The sequence below is a fragment of the Streptomyces sp. NPDC050315 genome, from assembly GCF_040655775.1.
Taxonomy (GTDB): domain Bacteria; phylum Actinomycetota; class Actinomycetes; order Streptomycetales; family Streptomycetaceae; genus Streptomyces.
This window is the reverse complement of record NZ_JBFAKN010000001.1, coordinates 717,148-741,924: the sequence shown is the minus strand read 5'-3', so window position 1 is coordinate 741,924 and position 24,777 is coordinate 717,148. Positions and strand designations below refer to the sequence as shown.

Annotated in this window: 23 protein-coding genes; 11 read left to right on the top strand and 12 right to left on the bottom strand. The window is 72.2% G+C overall.

All coding sequences use genetic code 11. From position 1 onward, the window contains the following. Positions 1–83 precede the first annotated feature (83 nt). Positions 84–299 (top strand): EF-hand domain-containing protein, encoded by a 216-nt coding sequence (locus tag AB0I82_RS03300; RefSeq protein WP_363255333.1) that lies wholly within the window; start codon positions 84–86, stop codon positions 297–299. Between the two features lie 86 nt (positions 300–385). Here the strand turns inward: AB0I82_RS03300 and AB0I82_RS03295 are convergent, their stop codons facing one another. From AB0I82_RS03295 to AB0I82_RS03275, 5 genes are all read right to left on the bottom strand, one after another. Beyond that, positions 386–1,837 carry an amino acid permease gene (locus AB0I82_RS03295; protein ID WP_363255332.1) on the bottom strand — a complete coding sequence of 484 codons (1,452 nt, stop codon included), beginning with the start codon at positions 1,835–1,837 and terminating at the stop codon, positions 386–388. Between the two features lie 95 nt (positions 1,838–1,932). Continuing rightward, positions 1,933–2,148, bottom strand: coding sequence for a dodecin (locus tag AB0I82_RS03290; protein ID WP_363255331.1), 216 nt, complete (start codon positions 2,146–2,148; stop codon positions 1,933–1,935). A 91-nt stretch (positions 2,149–2,239) separates the two neighbouring features. Continuing rightward, a complete protein-coding gene (locus AB0I82_RS03285) occupies positions 2,240–2,701 on the bottom strand; it encodes a universal stress protein (RefSeq protein ID WP_363255330.1) in 462 nt (153 codons plus the stop codon). A gap of 89 nt (positions 2,702–2,790) precedes the next feature. Beyond that, positions 2,791–5,652, bottom strand: a complete 2,862-nt coding sequence (locus tag AB0I82_RS03280; RefSeq protein WP_363255328.1) for a peroxidase family protein — start codon at positions 5,650–5,652, stop codon at positions 2,791–2,793. A 185-nt stretch (positions 5,653–5,837) separates the two neighbouring features. Then, entirely contained in the window at positions 5,838–6,521 is a 684-nt protein-coding gene (locus tag AB0I82_RS03275) for a LuxR C-terminal-related transcriptional regulator (RefSeq protein ID WP_363255326.1), read from the bottom strand. A 112-nt stretch (positions 6,522–6,633) separates the two neighbouring features. Here AB0I82_RS03275 and AB0I82_RS03270 point away from each other — a divergent pair, with 112 nt between their 5' ends. Beyond that, positions 6,634–9,801 carry a cytochrome P450 gene (locus tag AB0I82_RS03270; RefSeq protein WP_363255325.1) on the top strand — a complete coding sequence of 1,056 codons (3,168 nt, stop codon included), beginning with the start codon at positions 6,634–6,636 and terminating at the stop codon, positions 9,799–9,801. 226 nt (positions 9,802–10,027) lie between these two features. Continuing rightward, positions 10,028–11,224, top strand: coding sequence for an FAD-dependent monooxygenase (locus tag AB0I82_RS03265; protein WP_363255324.1), 1,197 nt, complete (start codon positions 10,028–10,030; stop codon positions 11,222–11,224). Between the two features lie 13 nt (positions 11,225–11,237). On the opposite strand, the gene AB0I82_RS03260 is transcribed toward AB0I82_RS03265, so the two are convergent. Continuing rightward, positions 11,238–11,741 carry a DUF2165 domain-containing protein gene (locus AB0I82_RS03260; protein WP_363255323.1) on the bottom strand — a complete coding sequence of 168 codons (504 nt, stop codon included), beginning with the start codon at positions 11,739–11,741 and terminating at the stop codon, positions 11,238–11,240. Between the two features lie 136 nt (positions 11,742–11,877). On the opposite strand from AB0I82_RS03260, the gene AB0I82_RS03255 reads away from it, so the two are divergent. The 3 genes from AB0I82_RS03255 (at position 11,878) to AB0I82_RS03245 (ending at position 14,152) form a co-directional block, all read left to right on the top strand. Then, on the top strand, positions 11,878–12,927 hold the full coding sequence (locus AB0I82_RS03255) for a phosphatidylinositol-specific phospholipase C domain-containing protein (protein WP_363255322.1): 1,050 nt from the start codon (positions 11,878–11,880) through the stop codon (positions 12,925–12,927). A 134-nt stretch (positions 12,928–13,061) separates the two neighbouring features. Further along, on the top strand, positions 13,062–13,604 hold the full coding sequence (locus AB0I82_RS03250; RefSeq protein WP_363255321.1) for a DoxX family protein: 543 nt from the start codon (positions 13,062–13,064) through the stop codon (positions 13,602–13,604). Between the two features lie 44 nt (positions 13,605–13,648). Beyond that, a complete protein-coding gene (locus AB0I82_RS03245) occupies positions 13,649–14,152 on the top strand; it encodes a VOC family protein (RefSeq protein WP_363255319.1) in 504 nt (167 codons plus the stop codon). A gap of 8 nt (positions 14,153–14,160) precedes the next feature. On the opposite strand, the gene AB0I82_RS03240 is transcribed toward AB0I82_RS03245, so the two are convergent. Beyond that, positions 14,161–14,925, bottom strand: a complete 765-nt coding sequence (locus tag AB0I82_RS03240; RefSeq protein WP_363255318.1) for a hypothetical protein — start codon at positions 14,923–14,925, stop codon at positions 14,161–14,163. Here AB0I82_RS03240 and AB0I82_RS03235 point away from each other — a divergent pair. Both AB0I82_RS03235 and AB0I82_RS03230 read left to right on the top strand, forming a co-directional pair. Further along, on the top strand, positions 14,924–15,409 hold the full coding sequence (locus AB0I82_RS03235) for a hypothetical protein (RefSeq protein WP_363255317.1): 486 nt from the start codon (positions 14,924–14,926) through the stop codon (positions 15,407–15,409). The two genes, AB0I82_RS03240 and AB0I82_RS03235, sit on opposite strands and share 2 nt — an antisense overlap. A gap of 188 nt (positions 15,410–15,597) precedes the next feature. Further along, a complete protein-coding gene (locus AB0I82_RS03230; RefSeq protein WP_363255316.1) occupies positions 15,598–16,875 on the top strand; it encodes a cytochrome P450 in 1,278 nt (425 codons plus the stop codon). A gap of 19 nt (positions 16,876–16,894) precedes the next feature. On the opposite strand, the gene egtD is transcribed toward AB0I82_RS03230, so the two are convergent. From egtD to AB0I82_RS03205, 5 genes are all read right to left on the bottom strand, one after another. After that, positions 16,895–17,857 (bottom strand): L-histidine N(alpha)-methyltransferase, encoded by a 963-nt coding sequence (gene egtD, locus AB0I82_RS03225; RefSeq protein WP_363255315.1) that lies wholly within the window; start codon positions 17,855–17,857, stop codon positions 16,895–16,897. Continuing rightward, positions 17,854–18,615, bottom strand: coding sequence for an ergothioneine biosynthesis protein EgtC (gene egtC / locus AB0I82_RS03220; protein WP_363255314.1), 762 nt, complete (start codon positions 18,613–18,615; stop codon positions 17,854–17,856). Before egtC ends, egtD begins: the two co-directional genes overlap by 4 nt. Positions 18,616–18,670: 55 nt before the next feature. After that, positions 18,671–19,987: an ergothioneine biosynthesis protein EgtB gene (gene egtB, locus AB0I82_RS03215; RefSeq protein ID WP_363255313.1), complete on the bottom strand. Its 1,317-nt coding sequence runs from the start codon at positions 19,985–19,987 to the stop codon at positions 18,671–18,673. Further along, positions 19,984–21,348, bottom strand: a complete 1,365-nt coding sequence (egtA, locus tag AB0I82_RS03210) for an ergothioneine biosynthesis glutamate--cysteine ligase EgtA (RefSeq protein WP_363255312.1) — start codon at positions 21,346–21,348, stop codon at positions 19,984–19,986. Before egtA ends, egtB begins: the two co-directional genes overlap by 4 nt. Positions 21,349–21,516: 168 nt before the next feature. Beyond that, positions 21,517–22,728, bottom strand: a complete 1,212-nt coding sequence (locus tag AB0I82_RS03205; RefSeq protein WP_363255311.1) for a pyridoxal phosphate-dependent aminotransferase — start codon at positions 22,726–22,728, stop codon at positions 21,517–21,519. A 110-nt stretch (positions 22,729–22,838) separates the two neighbouring features. On the opposite strand from AB0I82_RS03205, the gene AB0I82_RS03200 reads away from it, so the two are divergent. From AB0I82_RS03200 to AB0I82_RS03190, 3 genes are all read left to right on the top strand, one after another. Further along, positions 22,839–23,522, top strand: coding sequence for a helix-turn-helix domain-containing protein (locus AB0I82_RS03200; protein ID WP_363255310.1), 684 nt, complete (start codon positions 22,839–22,841; stop codon positions 23,520–23,522). 3 nt (positions 23,523–23,525) lie between these two features. Further along, on the top strand, positions 23,526–24,008 hold the full coding sequence (locus AB0I82_RS03195; protein WP_363255309.1) for a hypothetical protein: 483 nt from the start codon (positions 23,526–23,528) through the stop codon (positions 24,006–24,008). Between the two features lie 133 nt (positions 24,009–24,141). Next, a complete protein-coding gene (locus AB0I82_RS03190) occupies positions 24,142–24,777 on the top strand; it encodes a class I SAM-dependent methyltransferase (RefSeq protein WP_363255308.1) in 636 nt (211 codons plus the stop codon).

Genomic DNA, 24,777 nt, shown 5'->3' with positions numbered 1-24,777 from the left:
CGGCCTTTGGTGACAGTCGGTTAATGTACCCGGGTCGGTCACTTCGACGACCCAACAACAGCACCGCATGAAGGGGGCACCCCGTGGCAGACATCGAGCAGGCCAAGGCGACGTTCGCACGATTCGACGCGAACGGCGACGGCAAGGTCACGGCCGAGGAGTTCAAGCACGCGATGGCCGAGATGGGCGACCCGTACGTCACCGGCCCGGTCGCCGAGGCCGTCATCAAGGCCCGCGACACCAACAACGACGGCCTGATGTCCTTCGACGAATTCTGGACCGCCCTCCAGAAGTCCTGACCACAGCACCGCCCCCGAACGTGCCCGCGCACCGGACCCCTCCGGCGCGCGGGCACGTTTCTGCTCGGGCCGGGCCCGGTACCCGTTCACAGCCGCCCTTCGCGGTCCTCCAGATCGTCGATCTCGCGCTGCGCCTTGCCGAGCTCGGAGCGGCGGTAGGAGTACGCGAAGTAGATGACCAGGCCGAGCGCGAACCACACGGCGAAGCGGGCCCAGGTCTGCCACGCCAGGAAAGTGATCAGCCAGATGGAGAAGACGACTCCTATGGCCGGGACGACCGGGACGCCCGGGCACTTGAACGTACGCGGCAGGTCGGGCCGCTTGTAGCGCAGCACGATGACCGCGATGCAGACCACGACGAAGGCCAGCAGGATGCCGATGTTGGTCAGCTCGGCGGCCTCCCCGATGGGGAGGAAGCCCGCGATCAGGGCCGACGCCACGCCCACGATCCAGGTGACCCGGGTCGGTACGTGGCGGGTCGGGTGGGTCTTGGCGAACCACTTCGGGAGGAGGCCGTCGCGGCTCATGGAGAACCAGACGCGGGTCACGCCGAGCATGAACGTGAACATGACGGTCAGGATGCCGATGATCGCGCCGATCGCGATCACGTCCGCCAGGCTGCTGAGGCCGACCGACTTGAACGCCGTGGAGAAGCCGCTCTCCGGGTCGATCTTCGTGTAGTTCTGCATGCCCGTCAGGACCAGGCAGGCCAGGACGTAGAGAACCATGGAGATCAGGAGCGAGTACAGGATCGCCTTGGGCATGTGGCGCTGGGCGTCCTTGGACTCCTCGGCCGCGGTCGACATGGCGTCATAACCGAAGACGGCGAAGAAGACCGTGGCCGCGCCCGCGAACGCCCCGCCGAGGCCGTGGGGGAAGAACGGGGAGTAATTCCCGCTCTTCACGTGGAAGAAGCCGACGGCGATGACGACCAGGACGACCAGGACCTTCAGGCCGACGACGATCGTCTCGAAGCGCGCGGCGTTCTTGATGCCGAGGGTGAGGAGGTAGGCGATCAGGATGCAGAGGATCGAGGCGAAGAGGTCCACCCGGTGGCCGTCGCCCGTGCCCGGCGCCCCCAGCATCCAGGCGGGCAGCTCCACCCCCAGCTCGCCCAGCAGGAAGCTGAAGTAGCCGGAGATGCCGATCGCCACCACGGCGACGATCGCGGTGTACTCCAGCAGCAGGTCCCAGCCGATGAACCAGCCCGCCAGCTCGCCGAGGACCGCGTACCCGTAGGTGTACGCGGAGCCCGCCTTCGGGATCATCCCGGCGAACTCCGCGTACGAGAAGGCGGCCGCCGCGCTCGCGATGCCCGCGATGAGGAACGACAGCAGGACGGCGGGGCCGGCCTTCTCGTTCGCGACGGTGCCGGCCAGTGTGAAGATGCCGGCGCCGATGATGCCGCCGACCCCGATGGCCGTCAGCTGCCACAGGCCGAGCGAGCGGGTGAGCTGTTCGCCCTTGCCGCCCTCGGTCTCCTGGATCATTTCGATCGGTTTGCGGCGCAGTACGCCCTGTCCCGCGCGCAGGCCCATGTGATGTCCTCTCGTCGGTCCGACGGCGGATCATCATCGTCCTTATCGGGCGCTTACGGAAGGCGACTCCCCATACGGGGCGCGGGAACGTCGGATCAGTCCGCGTCCTCCAGCCGGAACCCCACCTTCAGGCCGACCTGATAGTGCTCGATCTCGCCGTCCACGATGTGGCCGCGTACCTGAGTCACCTCGAACCAGTCCAGGTTGCGCAGCGTCTGGGACGCGCGGCGCACTCCGTTGCGGATGGCGGCGTCCACGGTTTCGTGGGACGTTCCCACGATCTCGGTCACACGGTAGGTCCGGTCGGTCACGGCAGACTCCCTCGTCGGCACTTCGCTCGGCGTGGCGGGCGCTTCCTCCACAGTGCACCGGACCGTCCCGCCCCGCCTCCCGAGTGTGCGGTTACGGGACGACCGTCACCGGCCAGCGGCCCGCCTTGACCAGCCGTACCGCGACCGAGCCCATGATCCGGTGTCCGGCGGACTCCGACGCGCCGACCACCACCGCGTCGGCCTTCAGTTCGTCCGCCATCTGGAGCATCGCGCTGTACGGATCGCCGCGCACCGTGTGGAACTCCCACCGCAGTTCGTAGATGCCCGCCATGCGTTCCGTCGCCGTACGGATCTCGGCCATCAGCTCTTCGGCTATCTCGTCCGTGACGGGGGCGACCGGGGCGCCCAGCGCGGCGCCGGCGGGCAGCACGGGCTGGACGTACACCAGCACCAGCTTCGACCCCTGGCGGCGGGCCAGCCCGGCGGCGTACGAAGCGGCCCGCCACGACGACTGCGTGCCATCGATCCCGACCACGATGATCTTGGGCCCGTCCGTACCGCGCTCAAAAGGCGCGGGCGTCTTCTCCTCCACGTAGAGGAGATTAACGCCCGCGCCCCCGAGCGACCCCGTCGGGCTTCACGGGATCGCTCGGCCCGCGTGCGCGGTCCGGCGGCCGTCCCTCACATCGTTCCGCCGCTGCCGCGCACCGGGAGCACCGGACGCCAGGGTGCGAAGGCGCCGGTGCCGCGGGGCAGCATTGCCGCCAGCTCCGGGCAGTGCCGCAGGATGACGGAGTTCATCCCGTTGCGCGCCACCCAGTCCATGCCCAGCGGCGTGTAGATCTCGGGGCGGAAGTCGACGGTCAGGAACCGGTCGGACTGGATGCGGCGGCTCGCCATCAGGATGAAGACCCGGAAGGCGGTGTCGCTGAACCCGAAGCCCTGCGGCGGGGCCTCCGCGAACAGGCCCACCATGGTGTCGATCTCGTCGACGTCCCGGTACACCTCCTTCAGGAGCGCGGCCGTGTCCGGGTCGGTGGTGACCTCCTCGAAGCGGGTCAGCCGCGGCTTGTGCAGGCCGGCTCGGAAGTCGTTGTACCGCGGTACGCCGCGCCGCCGCGTCCGTACCAGGTCCACCACCGACAGGTCGATGATCTCCCCGTCCCGCTCGAAGTGGGTCAGCGCGCGCGGGTAGTTGTGCAGGGTGATCGCGCCCGGGTGCGCGATGCCCAGCGAGTACAGCGAATCCGTCAGGCCCGTCTTGCGGGCCAGCGCCTCCGCCGCGCCGCCCTGCAGATCGTTGAAGGACAGGGCTTCCAGGCGCTGCCCGAAGTGGTGCTCGCGCAGCTCGTAGTCGTCCGGGATCAGCGGGTGCATCCGGTAGACGGTGACGAAGTCCTCGGTCAGCGAGAACGGCACGTTGTGGTGGTCGGGCAGGGTCTTCGGGATGCCGTGCAGCGAGTGCGACTCGACCAGCCACAGGCCCAGCTTGTGCAGCCAGTTGTTCGGCGGGCCCTCCCAGTTGGTGTGCAGGCTGATGTCGATGGCCTTGGTCGCCAGGATCGACGGCGTCCACTCCACCGTGTGGATCTTCGCGATCAGCGCGGAGACGATGAGCCGGGCGGTCTGGTAGACCTGCTCAGCGGTCATCTTCGGGTATTCCCTGTGCAGCGCGTCGCAGACCGCGTTGTGTTCGCGGGCGAAGAGCGTGTGGATGACCGACAGGCCCAGCCACCAGTTCTCGTTGAAGCCGGTCAGCGGGATGCCGTTGGAACCCATCGGCAGATGGCCGTCCTCCAGGCGCAGCTTCGCGCCGTCCGGCTCGCGCAGGCTGCGCGCGCTGCTCTCGTCGCCGCCGTACACCTCCGAGCCGTCCCACCACGGCGAGGTGGTGTTGGTGAAGAGGATGGGCGGCTTGCCCGGCCGCTCCAGGCCCTTGTTGTCGGCGATCCGCATGACGTTCTCGGCCGGGCCGCCGGGGGTGTTGTACCAGGTGCTGCCGGGCGGCAGCGGCACCTCGACCGACCGCTCGGCGAGCGCGTACCGCTGGTGGTTGACCCAGTCGTGGACCTGGAACTGGATCCAGGCGGCGGCCAGGATGTTCAGCGAGGTCGCGGGCTGGAAGGTGCGGCGGTGCAGCAGCTCACGGGCCACGGTGACGGCGTTCGGGGTGTCGAAGAGGTCCGGGCGGTAGACCGGCTTGAGGTTGCGCCCGAAGGTGGCGCCGATCGCGCCCATCCGCGGCGCGGACAGGTCGGTGTGGGAGCCGTCGTACGAACGGGCCGTGCGGGCGCGCTCGTCCACCGTGTCCGGCACGGGTACCGCCTTCGGCGGCGCCTCGGGCAGCTCGGTGTCGATGAGGTTGCGGCGGCGCAGTATCTGCCGCAGTACGACCAGGTTGAGCAGGCCCGCCTCCAGGGGCAGCCGGTGCCAGGGCAGGAAACGGTTGAGCGTGGTGAACACCGCCCGCAGCGGCACCCCGAGCACCGTATTGCGCAGTGGTTCCTCGGTCTCGAAGCGGGTGCCGAGGCGGTGTGCCGCGCTCGCCTGGTACGCGGCCTTCCTGGCCCGGTTCAGGTTGCCCAGCGGGCGGAAGTCCTCCGTGGTGTGCCACGGGTTGAACGACAGCTGCTCGATGCGGCGGGCCGCGGAGGCGGCCTCGGCGGTGGTGATGTCCTGGCGCGGGATCGTCAGCCGCGCCACCGGGATCACGGGCGCGTCCGACTCCCGCCAGTCCGAGGCGCCGTTCTCGACCGGCGTGCGCTTCTCGTCCACGAACCGCTGTACGCACAGGTCGAATTCGATGTCCGCGGCGGCCAGCCGCTCGATCAGCTCGTGCCGCAGGTGGTCGGGGTCGTGCCGGTCCGGGCGGGGCGCGGGCGCGCCGCCGGGCGTGGGCCGCAACTGGTAACGCACCGGCCCCGCGTCGCCCCACAGGCACGCGCCCCGGCTCCAGTACGTCTCGCGTGCCAGCGAGCCGACCGAGTGCCGCAACGCGGCCTGCACGTTGCGCCGCATCCGCGTCGCGGTACCCCAGCCGACGGCCAGCGGCAGCTTCACCAGCAGCCCGAACGCCTTCTGTACTGGCGTCCTGGCGCCCGCCATCGCCTTGGCGAACGCCACGAACTCCCGGGCGTTGCGGGCATGGCTCACCGGGAAGTTGGTCGCCAGCAGATCGTGGGTCTCCTCCGCCGACACCTCCACCCGCACGGCGGCGCCGCGCAGGTCGGGCGAGACGTCGGAGCCCGGGATGCCGCTCGCGTTGGACAGCCGCACCAGCGCCGGGTACTCGGCCCCCGGCTGGGCGTAGCCCTGGGTCAGCGCGGGCGGCAGATCGTCGTTGAAGCGCAGCCGGGCGTTCTCCACGCCGAGGATGCCCTTCGCATGGACGGTGCGCTGGACACCTGGTGCTCCGCTGCTCTTTTTGTTCCGCGACTGCACGCGCATCAGTTCGCGCGCCAGCTTCTCGAAGAGCAGCCGCTCCGCCTCTGGACTGCCGCCTTCGTACGTCTCGTACTGCACGTAACTCACGGTGTCGGCCATGGGTCCGCACCCTCCGAACGGGAAGAAGAGCGGCCGACGCTACTCGCCCGGGGGCGGCCCTGGCACGGTCCGATTCGCGCCGATTCCGCCCCGTCGCTGGCGGCCTTCCGGGGTCGGTCACCGGCGTCCAGTCCGGCCTCCGGCATCCGTACCGGCCCGGCCCCCTGTGACCGCCGTACGGGCGCTCAGGCGTCCCCGTCCTCTGCCGGTGCCGGGGGCCATGCCGTGGGGGAGAGGAGGCCGAGGGTGTAGGCGCGGGCGATCAGGGCGGTGCGGTTGGGGACGCGGAAGCGGCGGGTCAGGCGGGTGAGGTGGTAGTTGACGCCGTCGACGGTGAGGCCGAGGTCCTTGCCGATGGCGGCCGTGGTGGCGCCCGAAGCGGCGAGGGCGAGGATGCGGGACTCGACGGGGGAGAGGCGCTCGGCGGGCTGCGGGGGCGCGGGGCGGTCCTCGTGGACGCGGAGTATGGCGAGGAGCGCGGGCGGCTCGTCGGAGGGGTCGCCGACCGGGTCGAGGGTGAGCATGCCCTCGCGTTCGGGCCCGTCGGTGCCCTCGCGCCAGCGGACCTCGACCGGGTACCGGGAGCGGCGGCCCATCCGTACGGCCTCGACGAGCCGGCCGACCTGGGAGATCGCCCGGGGACTGAAGTGGTCCAGGAGGTTGCGGCCGCGCAGCCGGCCGCGCGTGGTGCCCCACACGGCGGCCATCGCCGGATTGGCGATCAGGACCTCGCCGTCGGCGCGGCAGACCGCGACCGGCAGCGGCATCCGGTCCAGGAGGATGAGGAAGTAGTTGTGCCAGGAGGAGGCGGCGCTCGGCACGTGAGAAGCGTCGAACATGTCATACGACTCGTGCCGCTCGTGCCCCATGAGGCCGCGTCATCCTTCCCTGTGATCCGCAAGAGGCGGACGCGAAAAACCACTACATGATCATGTAGTTACCGTGCGGCACACGCTACACCGGGCCGGTCACTGTGGAGTCATGAGCGAAACGCAGCTGCAGAGCGCCGACACCGTCACCCTCGGCGACGACGGCATCCCCGTGGTGGACATCACGGCCGCCGGCCTCTCCCGCACCCCCCTCCAGCGCGCCATGGGCCTCGCGCGCGAGCACGGCCCGATCTTCCGGCGCCGGCTGCACGGCCGGGACGCCACCTTCGTCACCTCCCTGGAGCTGGTGACCGAGCTCGCCGACGAGACCCGCTTCGAGAAGGCCGTCGGGCCGGCCCTGGAGAACGTACGGGAGTTCGCCGCCGACGGCCTCTTCACCGCCTACAACGACGAGCCGAACTGGGCCAAGGCGCACGACATCCTCATGCCCGCCTTCGCGCTCGGCTCGATGCGCACCTACCACCCGGCCATGCTCACGGTCGCCCGCCGCCTGATGGCGAGCTGGGACCGCCGGGTCGCCGAGGGCGCGGCCGTGGACGTGCCGGACGACATGACCCGGATGACCCTGGACACCATCGGACTCGCCGGATTCGGCTTCGACTTCGAGTCCTTCGGGCGCGCGACGCCGCACCCCTTCGTGGACGCGATGGTGCGCTGCCTGGAGTGGAGCATGACGCGGCTGGCCCGTAAGCCGGGCGTGGACTACAGCGAGAAGGACGAGGCGTTCCGCGCGGACGCCGACTACCTCGCGTCGGTCGTCGACGACGTGATCAGCGCCCGCACCGCCTCCGGTGACACCTCCGCCGACGACCTGCTGGGGCTGATGCTCGGCGCGCCGCACCCGGAGGACGGCACGACGCTGGACCCGGAGAACATCCGCAACCAGGTCATCACCTTCCTGATCGCCGGTCACGAGACCACCTCGGGCGCGCTCTCCTTCGCGCTGTACCACCTGCTCAAGGACCCGGTCGCGCTGCGGCTCGCGCGCCGCGAGGCCGACGAGCTGTTCGGTGACGCGGCAGACCCCGACCCGTCCTTCGAGGACATCGGAAAGCTGGCCTTCACCCGCCAGGTGCTGAACGAGGCGCTGCGGCTGTGGCCCACCGCTGCCGCGTTCAGCCGGCAGGCGAAGACGGACACGGTGCTCGGCGGCCGGTACCCGGTCAAGGCCGGGCAAGTCATCACGGTCCTGACCCCGATGCTGCACCGCGACCCGGTCTGGGGCGACAACCCCGAGCTGTTCGACCCGGCGCGGTTCGCGCCCGAGGCGGAGGCGGCCCGCTCCCCGCACGCGTACAAGCCCTTCGGTACCGGCGAACGCGCCTGCATCGGGCGGCAGTTCGCGCTGCACGAGGCGACCATGCTGCTGGCGCTCCTCGTGCACCGCTACCGCTTCGAGGACCACGGCGACTACGCGCTGAACGTCAAGGAGACGCTGACGCTGAAGCCGGACGGCTTCACCGTGCGGCTCGCCGAGCGCACCGCCGCGCACCGTACCGCCGACCGGGCGGCGCTCGCCGTGCTCCCCGGCACCGGTACCGCGGACGAGGCGCCCGCCGCCGACGACGGGCTGCCCACCCGAGTACGCCAGGGCACCGGGCTGCTGCTCCTGCACGGCACCAACTATGGCACCTGCAAGGACTTCGCCGAGCGGCTGGCCGACGAGGCCGCCGGGCTCGGCTGCGGCGCCGAGGTCGCGCCGCTGGACGCGTATGCGGGCGGACTGCCCACGGACCGCCCCACGGTCCTCGTGGCGGCCTCCTACAACGGCCGCCCGACCGACGACGCGGCCGCGTTCGTCACGTGGCTCCAGGACGCGCCCGAGGGCGCCGCGGACGGCGTCCCGTACGCCGTCCTCGGTGTCGGCGACCGCAACTGGGCCGCCACCTACCAGCGCGTCCCCACCCTCCTCGACGACCGGCTGGCGGAGCTCGGCGGCGACCGGCTGCTGCCGCGCGCCGCGGCCGACGCCTCCGGCGACATGGCCGGCACGGTCAAGGACTTCACCGCCGCGCTCCGTACGGAGCTGCTGACCCGGTACGGCGACCCCGCAAGCATCGGCGCCACCGTGTCGCCCGACGAGACCGCGTGCACCGTCACCGAGATCACCGGCGGCCCCCTGGACGCGCTCGCCGCCCGCCACGGCCTCACCTCGATGACCGTGACCGAGGCGTACGACCTCACCGCCGAGGACTACCCGCGCAAGAAGCGGTTCCTGCGGCTGGCCCTCCCCGAGGGCGTGACCTACCGCACCGCCGACCACCTGAGCGTGCTGCCCGCCAACAGCCCCGAGCGGGTCGCCCGCGCCGCCCAGGCGCTCGGCGTGGACCCGGCGATGGTGCTCAGCATCCGGCAGCCGGGCGCGGGCCGCGACGCGCTCCCCGTGGACCGTCCGCTCACCGTCCACGCGCTCCTCACCCACCACCTGGAGCTGAACGCCCGGCCGACCGCGGAACAGCGCGCGCTGCTCGCCGCGCACAACCCCTGCCCGCCCGAGCGCGCGGCCCTCGAAGCGTCCGGCGCGGACGACACTCGTACGACGCTGGAGCTGATCGAGGCGTACCCGGCGCTGCGCGGCGCGCTGCCCTGGCCGGTCGTCCTGGAGCTGCTGCCCCCGATGCGCACCCGGCACTACTCCGTCTCGTCCTCCCCGGCGGCGGACGGCCGGCACGCGGACCTGATGGTCTCGCTGCTTCCCGGTGGCACCGGTTCGAGCCATCTGCACACCCTGAAGGCCGGTGACACGGTGCTCGCCCGCGTCCAGCCCTGCCGGGACGCCTTCCGCATCGATCCGGCCGACGACACCCCGGTGATCATGGTGGCGGCCGGCACAGGGCTGGCGCCCTTCCGCGGCGCCGTCGCCGACCGCACGGCGGCCGCCGGACCGCTCGCCCCCGCGCTGCTCTTCTTCGGCTGCGACGCGCCCGACGCGGACTTCCTGCACGCCGACGAGCTGCGCGCCGCGGAGGCGGCCGGCGTCATCGGCGTACGCCCGGCCTTCAGTGAACGGCCCGAGGACGGCCGCCGGTTCGTCCAGCACCGCATCGAGGCCGACGGCGAAGAGGTTTGGCGGCTGCTGGAGTCGGGCGCCCGGGTGTACGTCTGCGGCGACGGCAGCCGGATGGCGCCGGGCGTCCGCGCGGCCTTCCGTGAGCTGTACGTACGTCACGGCGGGGGCACGGCCGAGGAGGCCGAGACCTGGCTCACCGGGCTGACCACCGAGGGCCGCTACATCGAGGACGTGTACGCGGCGAGTTGACCGGCCCCCGGGGGCGTGCGCGCTGCTGACGACGGCGGGAACCGGCATCCGTACGACGACAAGTACGGTCGTGCGGACGACATGACGGTTCCCGCTCTGGCCCCGGCGCCCCCGGCACGCCAAGGTGGACCCGTGCGACGGATGCGGCACAGGCCCTGCGGGCGCCGCACCCGCCGGGGCGCAGCCAGGCGCCCCCAGGAGACCGGCCGTTCGACCTTGGAGCGTCATGACCAACGCCCTGATCATCGGCGGTGGCATCGCGGGAGCGGTGACCGCGATGGCCCTGCAGAAAGCCGGCATCGAATCGGAGGTCTACGAGGCGTACGCGACCGGCGCCGACGACGTCGGGGCCTTCCTCGTCCTCTTCGAGAACGGCCTGTCGGCGCTGCGCGTCATCGACGCCGACCGGTCCGTCATCGAGAACTCCTTCCCCGCCGGCCGGGTGGAGTTCCTCAGCAACACCGGGAAGCGGCTGGGCGAGCGCCCGATGGCCGGGACGGCGGACCGGGACGCCGAGGGCGGCGCGCCGGACGGCCCCGGGCCCCGCACGATGCGCCGCGCCACGCTCTACCGGGCCCTGCACGACGAGGCGACCCGCCGCGGCATCGCCGTCCAGCACGGGAAGCGGCTGGTGGCCGCCGAGACCGTGGAGAACCGCCGGATCGTCGCCACCTTCTCCGACGGCACCCGCGCCGAGGGCGACCTGCTGATCGGCGCCGACGGCATCCACTCCGTCACCCGCAAGCTCATCGACCCGGCCGCGGCCCGGCCCCGGTACACCGGCCAGAACACCGTCTGCGGCTACACCCGCGACGCGAAGAACCCGCCCGAACACGGCACGTACACCATGATCTTCGGCAAGAAGGCGTTCTTCGGGTGCACCCGCGCCCCCGACGGCGAGACCTGGTGGTTCGCCAACGCGCCGGGCCCCGAGCTCTCCCGCGACGATCTGGCCGCCTCCACGGCCGACCAGTGGCGGCACCGGCTGGGCGCGCTCTTCGAGGAGGACAACTCCCCGGCCGCCGACATCATCCGGTCCACCGGCGAGACCATCGTGGGCTCCAACTCCTATGACATCGCCGCCACTCCGCGCTGGTACACCGACACCATGGTGATCATCGGGGACGCGGCGCACGCCGCGGCACCGAACGCCGCACAGGGCGCCTCGATGGCCATCGAGGACGCCATCGTGCTGGCCAAGTCGCTGCGCGACCAGCCCGACAACCGCCGCGCCTTCCGCGCGTACGAGGAACTCCGCCGCGAGCGCGTGGAGAAGGTCGTCGCGGCCAGCGCCAACATGGCCCGTCGCACGGCCGTCGGCCCCGTACGCCGCGTCGTCCGCGACACCGTCCTCCCGCACCGCGTCGTCCGCACCGAGGCCGGCGCCGCCAACTGGCTGACGTCGTACCGGATCGAGTGGTGACGCGGCCGGCCCGTCAGTCCGCGGCGGGCCGTCCCGGGGACAGCTGGACGACGAGCAGGGCGATGCCCGCGAGCACGACGTTGCGGGTGGCGGCGTCCAGGCCGTTCCAGTCCTCGGACTGCCACATCGCGAACCACTCGCCGCCGATCGCGAGGAAGCCGGCCCCGAAGAGCAGCAGGACCATCAGGAGGCCGAGGGTGGCGAGCCGGCGGGCCCGCTCCCGGCGCAGCGCCCAGAGCACGGTGGCCACGACGAGTACGGCAGCGGCGGCCGTCTCCCAGGCGATGATCGCGATGTAGGCGGCGTCCTGGAGCGGGCGCGAGGTGATGGCCCGCCACATCAGGTCGGGGTCCTTGAAGGTGGTGTCCATCGCTAGGACGTGCTGGACGAACGCGCGGTTGGTGTCGAAGTCGGTGATGTTGCCGAAGGCGACGAGCGCCATGTACAGCGCGACCGTGCCCGTGAGGAGCCCCGGAGCGAGGTGCGATACCGCCATTGCTCGTCTGCCGCCGGCCATGTCAGCTCCCACCCGGAGTGTCCGCTGTTTTGTCGTGCCCAGGACGACATCGTAAGGGCCCCAGGACGGTCTGTCCGCCCCTCAAGTCCCGTACGCTGCCCGCTGATTCGTCTGACCAACGAGAAAGCAGGGACACATGGGTAGGCAGTGGCGTACGGGGGCCATGGCAGCGGGTGTGGCGGGAGCGGCTTTGGCGGTGGGGGTGGTGGCCTGGCCGGCGGGCGCCGGAACCCCGGCCGCGGCGGGCACGACATACGACACGACCACGGCGGTGGGCGTGCACAACGCGTACGAGAAGGCGAAGTACCCCTACTTCGCGGACGCGCTGGACTCCGGCGCCGGTCTGCTGGAGCTGGACGTGTGGACCAACGGCCTGGGCAGGTCCTGGCGGGTCTCGCACGGCAATCCGCTCGGCAACGACAACAACTGCGAGAACGCCGCCACCCCAGCCGAGCTGCGCACCAAGGACCGCAACCAGGACCTCGGCGGCTGCCTGGCCGACCTGCGGGCCTGGCACGAGGCGCACCCGGGCCACCGGCCCGTGCTGCTGAAGATGGAGCTGAAGGACGGCTTCAACGACAAGGGGGGCCGTGGCCCGGACGAGTTCGACGCGCTGGTGCGCGGCAAGCTGGGGGACGCGGTCTTCGGGCCCGGCGACCTGATCGGGGACCACGCGACGCTGGACGAGGCGGTACGCGCCGACGGCTGGCCGGAGCGGTCGGCGCTGGCCGGCAAGTTCCTGATCGAGCTGATCCCGGGCACGGTCGAGGAAGGGAATCCGGCCGACAAGCTCTGGACCGACCGCGAGTACGCCACCCATCTGCGCACCCTCGCGGGCCAGGGGCAGCTGAGCTCCGCCACCGCCTTCCCCGCCGTGCACGGCGCCGAGTCCGGCGACCCCCGCTCCCGCTACACCGACCCCGCGCTGCGCCCCTGGTTCGTGGTCTTCGACGGCGATGCCACCGCGTACGCGGGCGGCATCGACACCGGCTGGTACGACACCCGGCACTACCTCGTGATCATGACCGACGCGCACAAGGTGGCCCCGGCCATCGACGCCATTAAGCCGACCGAGCAGCAGGCCAGAGACCGGGTGGCGCTGCTGGCCGAGGCGCACGCCAGCGTGCTCACCGCCGACTGGTACCCGCTGCCGCAGGTGCTGGGCGAGGTGGTGCCACGCGGCTGAAACCGGGGCGCGCCGGGCCCGGGGTTGTTGTACAGCTTTCAAGCACTGTGTATGGTCGAGCTTGGCTTGAACTTTCAAGTACTTCCTTGAGTACTTCCGTCCCCGACTGTTTCCGACTCACTGGGAGAGCACGTATGACGTCCCCCGCCATGACCGTCCTCCGCTCCGACGTGTCCGCCGCGCCCGCACCCCGGCCCGCCCACGACCTGGGGCTGCTGGTCCTGCGGCTCGCCGTCGGCCTCACCATGGCGGCACACGGCTCGCAGAAGCTCTTCGGCTGGTTCGGCGGCCCCGGCCTGGACGGCACCGGCCAGTTCTTCACCATGAGCGGCTACCCCGCCGGGAAGGCCATGGCCGTGGTCGCCGGCCTCACCGAGACCTTCGGCGGCCTCGGCCTCGCGCTCGGCCTGCTCACCCCGCTGGCCGGCGCCGCCGTCCTCGGCACGATGGTCAACGCGCTCGCCGTGAAGTGGGGCGGCGGCTTCTTCGCGCCCAAGGGCATCGAGTACGAGCTGCTGCTCACCGTGGCCGCCGCCGCGCTCACCCTCACCGGGCCCGGCCGCTGGGCCGTCGACCGGCTGCTGCCCGGCCTGCGCCGCGAGCGCGCGGCCTACGGCGTCGCCGCCGTCGCCCTCGGTGTGATCGTGGCCTTCGTCGTCCTGTTGCTGCGCAAGTGACCCCCACAGGGATGCTGCGCAAGTGACCCCATAGGGAGGAACCCATGTCCGTACGCCGCCTGAACCACGCGGTCCTCTACGTACGTGAGCTGTCGCGCTCCGTCGCGTTCTACACCGACGTCCTCGGCTTCACCGTGGACACCGAGATCCCCGGCCGGGCCGCCTTCCTGCGCGCCGAGGGCACCGACAACGACCACGACCTCGGTCTGTTCGCCCTCGGCGACCAGGCCCCGGGCCCCGAGAAGGGGCGGGCGGGCCTGTACCACCTGGCCTGGGAGGTCGGCACCCTCGGTGAGCTGGCCGAGACCGCCGGGCGGCTGCGGGCCGCCGGCGCGCTCGTCGGCGCCAGCGACCACCTCGTCTCCAAGTCCCTGTACGCCAAGGACCCGGACGGCATCGAGTTCGAAGTGATGTGGCGGGTGCCGCGCGAGGACTGGCCGGGCCCCGAGGAGGGCGGCGCCCAGGTCCTGCCGCTCGATCTGGAGGACGCGCTGCGCCGCTGGGGCCCCGACCTGCCGACCGGGGCCGCCGCTGGCTCCGCCACCTGAACGCGGGGTCAGCCCCGGCCCGAGGGAAGCAGATTCTTCAAGGGCTGGATCGCGTCCGTACTGCGCAGCCACGGATCGTCGAAGTCCCACACCAGGAAGAGCAAGAAGGCGATCAGGGCGGTGAAGACCCCCGCCATCAGCAGTTCCCGTCCTGACCGCCTGATCTGCAGGGTGAACATCAGGCCGACCGTGACCACGGCCCCCGCGAGCAGGCCGAACCACACGACCGGCGGCATGGTCGGCCCGGCGCTCAGCCCGCGGGCCGACCGCGCGCCGTCCGCCACGGCGACCTGGTCCACCAGCGGCTGGTAGCTCTGGTTCTGGAAGTCGTCGCGCGGGTGGTAGTCGGACACGTCGGCGCGCACCTTCAGGAGCAGCGCGTCCCCGCGGGGCGTCAGCTCGCCCTTCTCGGTCATCACCGGCCACTCTTTGTGCACGACGTGCGTGACGTAGGCGTCCACGTCGGCCCGGATCCGGTCGCGCACCGGCTCCGGATACGCCCGCGCCCGCGCGCTCACCTCGTGCAGCGCCTGTGCCTCCGTACGGACCGTGTCCTCCGCCGCGCTGCGTGCCTCCCATACGCCCGCGATGGCCAGGCCCAGCACGATCGCGTAGACCACCCCGACCATCATCGTCATGTACTCCATGACGTCCGGCGTCTCGCTCGGGTCGTCCTCCTCCTCGTTGATCCGCCGCTGGTTCAGCACGGTGACGAGCAGGACGACACCGCACGTCGCGGCCATGGCGATGGCCAGCACGAGCCAGTCCGGCATGAGAAACCTCCAGAGAGAAGTGGTGGGGGAGCGGGCCCGTGATCAGGAGCGGCTGCCGCCGGATCCGGACGAGGGGCGGGGGCGCAGCGCGGCGGCGGCCAGCACGGCCGGAGCGGTGAGCAGCAGCATGTTGGTGACCAGCGAGCGGCCGCCCTCCGGTGGCCGGCTGCTGATCGCGTACGACCGGGGCGTCAGGGAGGGCGAGGGCTTGGGCTTCGGCGGCTCGGAGGTCGGCGGCGGTTCTGGAGGCGGTTTCGGCTTCGGGGCGGGCGGTGGCTTCGGCGCGGGTGGTGGCGGCGCGGGCGGGGTGGTGACCGGCGCCGGCTCCGGTGGTGCGGGCCGCGGCGGTGGCGGCGGGGCCGGCTTCGGAGGCGGCTTCGGCGCGGGTGGCCGGGGCGTCGGCGACGTACAGGGCCAGCGCCAGCCGTCCGGCAGACCGGGTACCCCGGTCGGGGCCGTCACCGGCGGCTTCGTCCCGGCGTAGGAACAGTTGTCGCCGTGCGCGGCCGCCGACGGCGCCCAGCCCACCCCTGCCACGAACGCGGCGGCCACCAGGGCCAGTCCGGCGCGATGCGATCGGTACACGCCGAGAGGCTGCGCAGCCCCGCCCGCCATCAAGCGTTTCGTGCGGGTGATTCCCCTGATAGTGGGGATTACCGTACGGTCGGGTGCGTGACGGCTGCCGAGGTGTTCACACCCCAGACCTATGCCACCGGCGTCCCCTACGCGCTCTTCCGCGAACTGCGGCTGACCAGCCCGGTCTGCTGGATCGAGGAGCCCGCGGTGGACGGCTGGCCGGCCGGTCCCGGTTACTGGGCGGTGCTGCGGCACACGGATGTGAAGCACGTCCTGCGTAGCCCAGAGGTGTTCTCCTCGTACGCGGGTGCGACGCAGATCCGGGACCCCGACAGCGCGCGGGACCTGGAGTTCGTCCGGGCGATGATGCTGAACCAGGATCCGCCGGACCATTCCCGTATCCGCAAGGTCGTCGCCGCGGCTTTCACCCCGCGCGCCGTACGGGAGTTGGAGGCCGTCATCGACGCCCGCGCCGCCGAGCTCGTGGAGCAGGTCGCCGAGGCGGGCACGGCGGACTTCGTCGAGGTCGCGGCCGATCTGCCGGTCTGGACGCTGGCGCACGTCATGGGCGTACCGGACGAGGACCGGCGGCTGCTCTTCGACTGGTCGAGCCGCGTCATCGGCTACCAGGACAGCGAGTACGCGCAGTTGAGCACGGCCGACCCCGCAACGCTGAGCCCCATGGGGCGGGCCGCGCTGGACCGCCGTCCGCGCACCCTGGTCCGCCCGGACGGCCGCCCGATGAACCCGCGCTCCCGTGAAGCGCTCGCCGACATGTTCGCGTACGCCCACGCGCTCGCCGAACGGCCGCGGCCCGGCACGGTGATGGCCCACATGCGGGAGGGCGGCCTGACCCGCGAGGAGTTCGAGAACATGTTTTTCCTCTTCGCGGTGGCCGGGAACGAAACGCTGCGCAACGGCATTCCGGGCGGGCTGTACACGCTGCTGCGCCATCAGGAGCAGTTCGAACGGCTCCAGGAGGAGCGCGAGTTGGTCCCCGCGGCCGTAGAGGAGATGCTGCGCTACTGGCCGCCGGTGATGGACTTCCGGCGCACCGCCGTACGCGACGTGGAGCTGGGCGGCCGGCGCATCAGGGCGGGCGAGAAGGTCGTGGTCTACCACGCCTCCGCCAACCGCGATGAAACGGTCTTCGCCGACCCCGACCGCTTCGACATCACGCGCAGCCCGAACGACCACGTCAGCTTCGGCTACGGACCGCACTTCTGCCTCGGGTCGCACCTCGCCCGAGTACAGATGCGGGCCGTGCTGCGGCACGTACTGGACAGGCTCCCCGGCCTCGAACTCGCCGGGGAGCCGGTCCGGCTCGTCTCCAACTTCCAGAACGGGCTCAAGCACCTGCCCGTACGGGCCTGAGAGGCCCTCGCGGGAGGCGCTAGCGCCGTACCGCCAGCGACAGCGCGAAACGCGCTGTGCCGTCCGTCCACCAGTCGCGCAACTCCATCCCCGCGGCATCCAGTTCGGCGCGCACGCCCTCCTTGCGGAACTTCGCGGAGACCTCCGTGCGCACCTCCTCGCCTTCGGCGAAGTGCACCGCGAGGTCCAGCGCCGGGATCTTCACGGTCTGCTCCTTCAAGGACCGCAGCCGCATCTCGATCCACTCCCGCTCGGCGTCCCACACCGCGCGGTGCGCGAACTGCGCCGGGTCGAAGTCGGCGGCCAGCTCGCGGTTGATGACGGCGAGCACGTTCTTGTTGAACTCCGCGGTGACGCCCTGGCTGTCGTCGTACGCGGCCAGCAGCGTCCGCTCGTCCTTGACCAGGTCCGTGCCGAGCAGCAGCGCGTCACCGGGCTCCAGGAGGTCGCGTACGGAGTGCAGGAAGCCGGTCCGCTCGGCGGGGAGCAGGTTGCCGATGGTGCCGCCGAGGAAGGCCAGCAGCCGGGGCCCTGGCGTGTCTGGCAGTTCCAGGCCGCCCTGGAAGTCGGCGACCAGCGCGTGCACGGTGAGCCCCGGGTGTGCGGCGAGCAGCGCCTCGCCCGCCGCGGCCAGCGCGCTCTCGCTGACGTCGACGGGCACGTAGGTGTGCAGTCTGGTGAGCGTGTCCAGGAGGTGCCGGGTCTTCTCCGAGGAGCCGGAGCCCAGCTCGACCAGGGTGCGGGCCCCGGTGGCGGTGGCGATCTGCCCGGCGCGGGCCAGCAGGATCTCCCGCTCGGCGCGCGTCGGGTAGTACTCGGGCAGCGCGGTGATGTCCTCGAAGAGCTCGCTGCCCCGGGCATCGTAGAACCACTTCGGCGGCAGGGTCTTGGGGCTGCTGGTCAGGCCGTGGGCGACGTCGGTACGGAGGGCGGCGGTGGTGGCGTCGGGGGGCAGCGTACGGGTGATGGCGAGGGGACTCACGCGACGGGCTCCTTGAGCGGGGTGAGCAGGACATCGGTACGGGTGGCGGCCAGCAGCGTGCGGTCGGGGACCTCGGTCCAGTCGGCTTCGTCGTCGGAGGGTTCGGAGGCGACCAGCATGCCGGGCGCGGGGCCCGGCAGCGGGCGGTGGAAGAGCGTGTCGCCCCAGGTGGTGGCGGTGATCGTGGCGCCGTCGGTGAGCAGCAGGTTCAGCCGCGAGCCGGGGGCCGCGGCGGCCACCTCGGTCACCGTCTCGGACAGCGCCTCGGAGGCGTCGGCGCCTTCCTCCAGGCGGTGCTTCACGAGCGCCCAGAGGAACGCGGCGTCGCAGCGCGCCTCCAGGCCGAGCAGCGCCTCGGAGGGCAGCGCGGCGGTCAGGGGGGCGAGCGTGCCGGGCCAGCCGCTGACGGCGCCGTTGTGGCTGAACAGCCATCGGCCGCCCCCGAAGGGCGCCGCCGCTGCCTCGCCGTCCGGGCAGGCGAGGGTGGCGTCCCGTACGGCGGCCAGCACGGCGCCGCTGCGGACGACCCGGGCGAGGTCGGGCAGGCAGGCGTCCGCCCAGATGGGCCCCGTGCGGCGGTAGCGGGCCGGTACGGGATCGCCGGGCGCGTACCAGCCGACGCCGAAGCCGTCCGCGTTGACCGTGCCGTACCGCTGCCGGCGGGGCGCCCAGGACTGCCGGTACAGGCTGTGCTCGGGCGCGGTGAGGAGGTCGCCGAGCGGGACGTCGGGGCCGAGGTAGGCGAGATGACGGCACATCAGGCGCGCCCCCTGGCAGGGGGCTGCACGGGGCACACGGGGTGCGCCGGGGCCCTCACGCGTCCTCCGGGCCCGCGTCGCGGGCGGTACGGAAGCCGGCGAAGATCTGCCGCCGGACGGGCAGGTCCCAGTTGCGGAACGTGCCGCGGCAGGCCACCGGGTCCACCGCGAACGACCCGCCGCGCAGCACCTTGTACGGGCCGCCGAAAAACACCTCGGAGTACTCCGCGTACGGGAACGCCTGGAAGCCCGGGTACGGCAGGAAGTCCCCGGAGGTCCACTCCCACACGTCCCCGATGAGCTGCCGGACGCCCAGCGGCGACTGGCCCTCGGGGTAGCTGCCCACGGGCGCGGGGCGCAGATGGCGCTGGCCCAGGTTGGCGTGCTCGGGGCCGGGGTCCTCGTCGCCCCAGGGGTAGCGACGGCTGTATCCGGTACGCGGGTCCCAGCGCGCTGCCTTCTCCCACTCGGCCTCCGAGGGCAGCCGGCGCCCGGCCCAGCGCGCGTACGCGTCCGCCTCGTACCAGCTCACATGCAGAACCGGTTCTTCAGGAGCGACCGGCTCGGTGACGCCGAAGCTGCGGCGGACCCATCCGCTGCCCTCCCGCCGCCAGAACAGCGGCGCTTCGAGGTGGTGCTCGCACACCATTCGCCAGCCCTCGGGGGCCCACCAGCGCGACTCCCGATAGCCGCCGTCCTCGATGAACCACTGATACGCGGCGTTGCTCACCGGCATCGTGTCGATCCGGAAGGCGGGCAGCAGCCGGTGGTGCGCGGGACGTTCGTTGTCCAGCGCCCACGGCTCCCGGGAGGTGCCCATCGTGAAGTGGCCGGCCGGCACCAGTACCTCGGGGCCCACCGTGCCGTCCGCGGTGTCCGGCGGCGGGGGAGCGGTGAGTGCGGCCGGGCCGCGCCGCAGCTGGTGGGTGATGAGCATCGTCTCGTCGTGCTGCTGCTCGTGCTGCGCGACCATGCCGAACGCGAACGCCTGCTCCACCAGCCGGTCGCCGCGCAGCGGGGTCTTCTCCAGGACGTCCAGCACCCGGCCGCGCACCTCGGCGACATAGTTGTGCGCCTCGGCAGGGGCCAACAGGGGCAGCGAGGGCCGCTCGGCCCGAGGGTGCTCGAACGCGTCGTAAACCGAGTCGATCTCCGGGCGCAGCGCCTCCAGCCCGCCGACCGCCCGCATCAGCCACTGCTCCTCCTGGTTGCCTATGTGGGCGAGGTCCCACACCAGGGGTGACATCAGGGGCGAGTGCTGGGCGGTCAGGTCGGGCTCGTCGACACAGGTGGTCAGCGCCTGCGTACGGGTGCGGGCGGCGAGCAGCGCCGTCGCCGCGCGGTCCCGGAGCTTTTCGGGATCGTGGATCACTGGCTGTCCTTCCCTGGGATGCGCTCGACGGTGCGGGCGTACTCCGCGGCGAGCGCCGCTTCCTGGGCATCGGCGGCGCGCCGGGCCGCCGGGCTCTCCGTGGGCGCGGGCGCGTACTCCGGCGCCGCGTACGCCGCGTCCAGGAGGTCGTCGGCCGGGCAGCGGCCCTGCGCCACATAGCGCTCGGTGAACTCCTCTACGGCGGCGAGCACGTCGGGCCCGGCGCCGAGCCGGGGCAGCGCCGCGCGGGCCGCCGCGAAGCAGGCCGTCGCGGCGGCGGCCAGCTCGGGGTCGGTCAGCGCGTGCCGGGCGGCGCGCCGCCACAGGGGGTTGCGCGGCGCGGGGCGGTCGCCCGCGGTCTCGGCGAGCGGCTTGACGGCGCGGTACGCGGTCTCGGCGGCCTCGGGGTCGTCGAACAGGGCCGCGGTCACGGCGAGCGGCACGATCCAGCCGTCACCCGGCTGCGCGTCGATCATGCGCAGTTCGAGGTGGCCGCGCGGCCGGACCGGCGGGAAGAGCGTGGTGACGTGGTAGTCGAAGTCCTCGGCGGTGGGCGCCCGCGGTGCCTTCGTACGCGTCCAGTCGCGGAAGGACAGCCCTTCGGGTGCGTCCCAGGGCCCGTCCGCCTCCCGTAGGCACATCACGGGCGCGTCCAGCGCGTACGCCGTCCAGGCCGCGCGCGGATCGGGGCCGTCGGCGGGGGCGAGGGTGCGGGCCGGGTCGAGCCGGCTCCACACGGCCTGGCGGGTGGAGCGGTAGCCCGTCGGGCACCCCTCGCTGGTGGGGGAGTTGGCGAAGGCCGCGGCGAGCACGGCACCGAGGAGGTGGGCCAGCCGCCAGCGCCGGCCGTGCCCGAGCGGCCCCGGCTCCTCGTATCCGGCGTCCAGGCAGACCTGCACGGAGGCGGTGCCGCACATCATGGACCGCCCGGCCTGCCCCCAGCGGTCGAAGTACGCCTCCATGGCGTCGTAGCGGGGCTCGTCGAGGATGCGGTGCGGCGGATGCCAGGGGTTGTGGCCGTGGCCCGCCAGGCTCAGGTCCATGGCCCGCAGCGCGGTGCGTACCAGTGCCAGGTCGGCCGAGACGGTCGTGATGCACTCGGTGAGGGAGGCGGCGGGGAGCGAGCTGAGCTCCAGCTGCCCGCCCGGCTCGAAGGTCAGGAGGGACCGCAGAGGGAGCGCGCGCAGGGCGGTCATCGCGCTGCGGGCGCGTTCGCGCGGCAGGGGACATCGGGGGTTGCGCGCGTCGTGGACGAGATACTCGATCTCGACCCCGATGCGCCGCGGCGGCCCGGTCTTGAAGCAGATGCCGTGCAGGTGGGCTGCCAGCTCCTCTTCTGTGACCGCGCGCTGTACGGGCATGGACTTCCACTCCCTCCGTGTCCGGCCGGACGGCCGGACGCAGGCTCCCACCTAAGCGGGTGCGAGCGGCGCACTCAAGGGCGCATCAGCGCCCGGCAGAGCACGCGCCGCGCACGGCCCGCGGGGCGTCGCGCCGGAGCACGACGGCGCGCCCGCACGGGGAGTCTCTCACTGCCGATACCCCGCCAGGAAGCGTCCGATGCGGCTGATGGCGGCGTCGAGGTCGTCGGCGTACGGGAGTGTCAGGATACGGAAGTGGTCAGGGCGCGGCCAGTTGAAGCCGGTGCCCTGCACCACCTGGATCTTCTCCCGCAGCAGCAGGTCCAGCACGAACTTCTCGTCGTCGTGGATCTTGTGCACGGCCGGGTCCAGGCGCGGGAAGGCGTAGATCGCGCCCTTGGGCTTTACGCACGACACGCCCGGGATCTCATTCAGGCGTTCCCATGCCCGGTCGCGCTGCTCGCGCAGCCGGCCGCCGGGGAGCACCAGGTCGTTGATCGACTGGCGGCCGCCGAGCGCCGCCTGAATGGCGTACTGCGCCGGGGCGTTCGGACACAGCCGCATGGAGGCCAGCGTGCCCAGCCCCTCCAGGTAGTCGGCGGCGTGCTGCGTCGGCCCGGAGATCACCAGCCAGCCGGACCGGAAGCCGGCCACGCGGTACGCCTTGGAGAGCCCGCTGAAGGTGAGGCAGACCAGGTCGGGGGCGAGCACCGCGGCGTTGTGGTGCACCTCGCCGTCGTACAGGATGCGGTCGTAGATCTCGTCCGCGAAGACCATCAGGCCGTGCCGCCGGGCCAGATCGAGCATCCCTTCCAGCAGCTCGCGCGGGTAGACGGCGCCCGTCGGGTTGTTGGGGTTGATGATGACCATCGCCCGCGTCCGGTCGGTGATCTTCGCGGCCATGTCGTCCAGGTCCGGCAGCCAGTCGGCGGACTCGTCGCACACGTAATGCACCGCCTTGCCGCCCGCCAACGTGGTCACGGCAGTCCACAGCGGGAAGTCCGGGGCGGGGATCAGTACCTCGTCGCCGTCGTCCAGCAGCGCCTGGACCGCCATCGAGACCAGCTCCGAGACGCCGTTGCCCAGGTAGACGTCGTCCACGCCGACCTCGGTGAGGCCGAGCGACTGGTAGTGCTGGGCGACGGCCCGGCGCGCCGAGAGGATGCCGCGGGACTCCGTGTAGCCGTGCGCCCGCGAGAGGTTGCGCACCATGTCCTGCAGGATCTCCTCGGGCGCCTCGAAGCCGAAGAGCGCGGGGTTGCCGGTGTTCAGCCGCAGCACGCTGTGCCCGGCCTCCTCCAGCGCGTCGGCGTGCTCGATCACCGGCCCCCGGATCTCGTAACAGACGTCGGCCATCTTGCTCGACTGCTTGAACTCCATGCGGCGGCCTCCCGGTTACCTCGCTCGCCGCGGCGCGGCGCATCCGTGGTTCTCCTTGGTTTTACCAAGCACGAACTTGGAAAGTCCAACCTCTTGTCTATGCTGGGATCATGCCGCGCCGAAGTTATGACCAGTACTGCGCCGTTGCCCGCGCCCTGGACGCCGTGGGCGACCGCTGGACCCTGCTGATCGTCCGGGAGCTGCTGGCCGGGGCCCGGCGCTACACGGACCTGCACGCCGACCTGCCGGGCGTCAGCACGGACATGCTCGCGGGCCGCCTTAAGGACATGGAGCGCGACGGCCTGGCCGTCCGCCGCAGACTCGACCCGCCCGCCGCCGCGTTCGTCTACGAACTCACCCCACGCGGCCGCGCCCTGCTCCCCGTCCTTACCGCGCTGGCCGACTGGGGCGCGGCGGACCTCGGCGCGCCGCGGCCGACCGACGCGGTCCGCGCCCACTGGTTCGCCGTACCGCTCATGCCCCGGCTCGCCCGGTACTTCACCGCGCAACGGCCGCAGGGGGCCCCTGTGCGGGTCGTGGAGGTCCGGCTGGACGAGGGGACGTTCCACGTCACGCTGGGCGCGGAGACGGACGCTCGGGCGGATCGGGGCTACGCGGACGGCCCCGCCCCGGCGCCGGACGCCGTACTGGAGCTGGACGCGGCGGCCTGCGCCGAGGTGATCTACGATCGGCTCTCACTCGCCCACGGCATCGGCACCGGCCGCATCCGGGTGACGGCCGGCGACGGACCGGCCGGCGTCCCGGCGGCGACCGCACGCACAGCGACGGGATGACACATGCGCAACGCACCCCTGGCGGTCTTCGACCTGGACAACACCCTGGCGGGCACGGCGCACCGGCAGCACTTCCTGGAGCAACGGCCGCGCGACTGGGACGGGTTCTTCGCCGCGGCCCCCGATGACCCGCCGCTCCCCGAAGGCATCGCGCTGGCCCTGGAGAGCGCCGCGCAGTGCGAGATCGTGTACCTGACCGGGCGGCCCGAGCGGTGCCGCGCCGACACTCTGGAGTGGCTGGCCCGGCACGGCCTCCCCGAGGGCCGGGTCTGGATGCGCCCCTCCGGTGACCGCCGCCCGGCCCGCCACACCAAGCTCGAACTGCTGCGCAAACTGGCCCGCGGCCGCGACGTCCGCGTCGTCGTGGACGACGACGAGCTGGTCTGCGACGCGGTCCAGGCGGCCGGCTTCCCCGTCGTGCGGGCCGGCTGGGCCGCCCACTCCGCCGCCCTGAAGGACGCCCAGGAGCGCGAGGGCCGCACCTGAGGAAGCGCACCGGTCAGGCGCCTTCGGGCAGCGTTTTGCTGTTTCGGCAAGAAAGTTTGTCAAGCCGGCGGCGGCGGTCCGAGTATCGGCGCAGAGGCAGTGAGTAGCCGCTGACGAAGGAGCGTGTGTGCCGATGACCGATACGCAGATCTCGGACGAGGAGTTCTGGAACACCCGGTACGCCGAGAGCGACCGGATCTGGAGCGGCAAGCCCAATGCGGCACTGGTCCGGGAGGTCGCGGGCCTGACCCCGGGCCGGGTCCTGGACCTGGGCTGCGGGGAAGGCGGCGACGCGATCTGGCTGGCCAAGCAGGGCTGGCGGGTCACCGCTGTCGACGTCTCCGGCGTGGCGCTGGAGCGGGCCGCCGGGCACGCGGCGGCGGAAGGCGTCGCGGACCGCATCGACTGGCAGCGCCACACCCTGGGCGAGACCTTCCCCGAAGGCACCTTCGACCTGGTCTCGTCCCACTTCCTGCACACCCTCGGCGAGCTGCCGCGCGAAGAGGTGCTGCGGACCGCCGCCGGTGCGGTGGCGCCGGGCGGGGTGCTCCTCGTAGTGGGCCACTCCGGGCCGCCCCCGTGGGAGCCCGACGCGCACCCCGATGTGCACCTCCCCGTAGCGCGCGAGGTCCTGGAAGACCTGCGGCTGACGGAGGGGGAGTGGGAGGTGCTCGTCTGCGAGGAGCACGAGCGCATCCAGACGGCGCCGGACGGACAGGAGGTGGTCCGGACCGACAACACGGTGAAGGCGCGCCGCCTGGCCGGCTGA

Excerpts from the sequence above, each read along its gene's own strand:
- AB0I82_RS03295 (WP_363255332.1), bottom strand. The coding sequence starts at position 1,837 with ATGGGCCTGCGCGCGGGACAGGGCGTACTGCGCCGCAAACCGATCGAA.
- AB0I82_RS03280 (WP_363255328.1), bottom strand. The coding sequence starts at position 5,652 with ATGGCCGACACCGTGAGTTACGTGCAGTACGAGACGTACGAAGGCGGC.
- AB0I82_RS03275 (WP_363255326.1), bottom strand. The coding sequence starts at position 6,521 with ATGGGGCACGAGCGGCACGAGTCGTATGACATGTTCGACGCTTCTCAC.
- AB0I82_RS03270 (WP_363255325.1), top strand. The coding sequence starts at position 6,634 with ATGAGCGAAACGCAGCTGCAGAGCGCCGACACCGTCACCCTCGGCGAC.
- AB0I82_RS03265 (WP_363255324.1), top strand. The coding sequence starts at position 10,028 with ATGACCAACGCCCTGATCATCGGCGGTGGCATCGCGGGAGCGGTGACC.
- AB0I82_RS03260 (WP_363255323.1), bottom strand. The coding sequence starts at position 11,741 with ATGGCCGGCGGCAGACGAGCAATGGCGGTATCGCACCTCGCTCCGGGG.
- AB0I82_RS03255 (WP_363255322.1), top strand. The coding sequence starts at position 11,878 with ATGGGTAGGCAGTGGCGTACGGGGGCCATGGCAGCGGGTGTGGCGGGA.
- AB0I82_RS03250 (WP_363255321.1), top strand. The coding sequence starts at position 13,062 with ATGACGTCCCCCGCCATGACCGTCCTCCGCTCCGACGTGTCCGCCGCG.
- AB0I82_RS03245 (WP_363255319.1), top strand. The coding sequence starts at position 13,649 with ATGTCCGTACGCCGCCTGAACCACGCGGTCCTCTACGTACGTGAGCTG.
- AB0I82_RS03235 (WP_363255317.1), top strand. The coding sequence starts at position 14,924 with ATGAGAAACCTCCAGAGAGAAGTGGTGGGGGAGCGGGCCCGTGATCAG.
- AB0I82_RS03240 (WP_363255318.1), bottom strand. The coding sequence starts at position 14,925 with ATGCCGGACTGGCTCGTGCTGGCCATCGCCATGGCCGCGACGTGCGGT.
- egtC (WP_363255314.1), bottom strand. The coding sequence starts at position 18,615 with ATGTGCCGTCATCTCGCCTACCTCGGCCCCGACGTCCCGCTCGGCGAC.
- egtA (WP_363255312.1), bottom strand. The coding sequence starts at position 21,348 with ATGCCCGTACAGCGCGCGGTCACAGAAGAGGAGCTGGCAGCCCACCTG.
- AB0I82_RS03205 (WP_363255311.1), bottom strand. The coding sequence starts at position 22,728 with ATGGAGTTCAAGCAGTCGAGCAAGATGGCCGACGTCTGTTACGAGATC.
- AB0I82_RS03200 (WP_363255310.1), top strand. The coding sequence starts at position 22,839 with ATGCCGCGCCGAAGTTATGACCAGTACTGCGCCGTTGCCCGCGCCCTG.
- AB0I82_RS03195 (WP_363255309.1), top strand. The coding sequence starts at position 23,526 with ATGCGCAACGCACCCCTGGCGGTCTTCGACCTGGACAACACCCTGGCG.
- AB0I82_RS03190 (WP_363255308.1), top strand. The coding sequence starts at position 24,142 with ATGACCGATACGCAGATCTCGGACGAGGAGTTCTGGAACACCCGGTAC.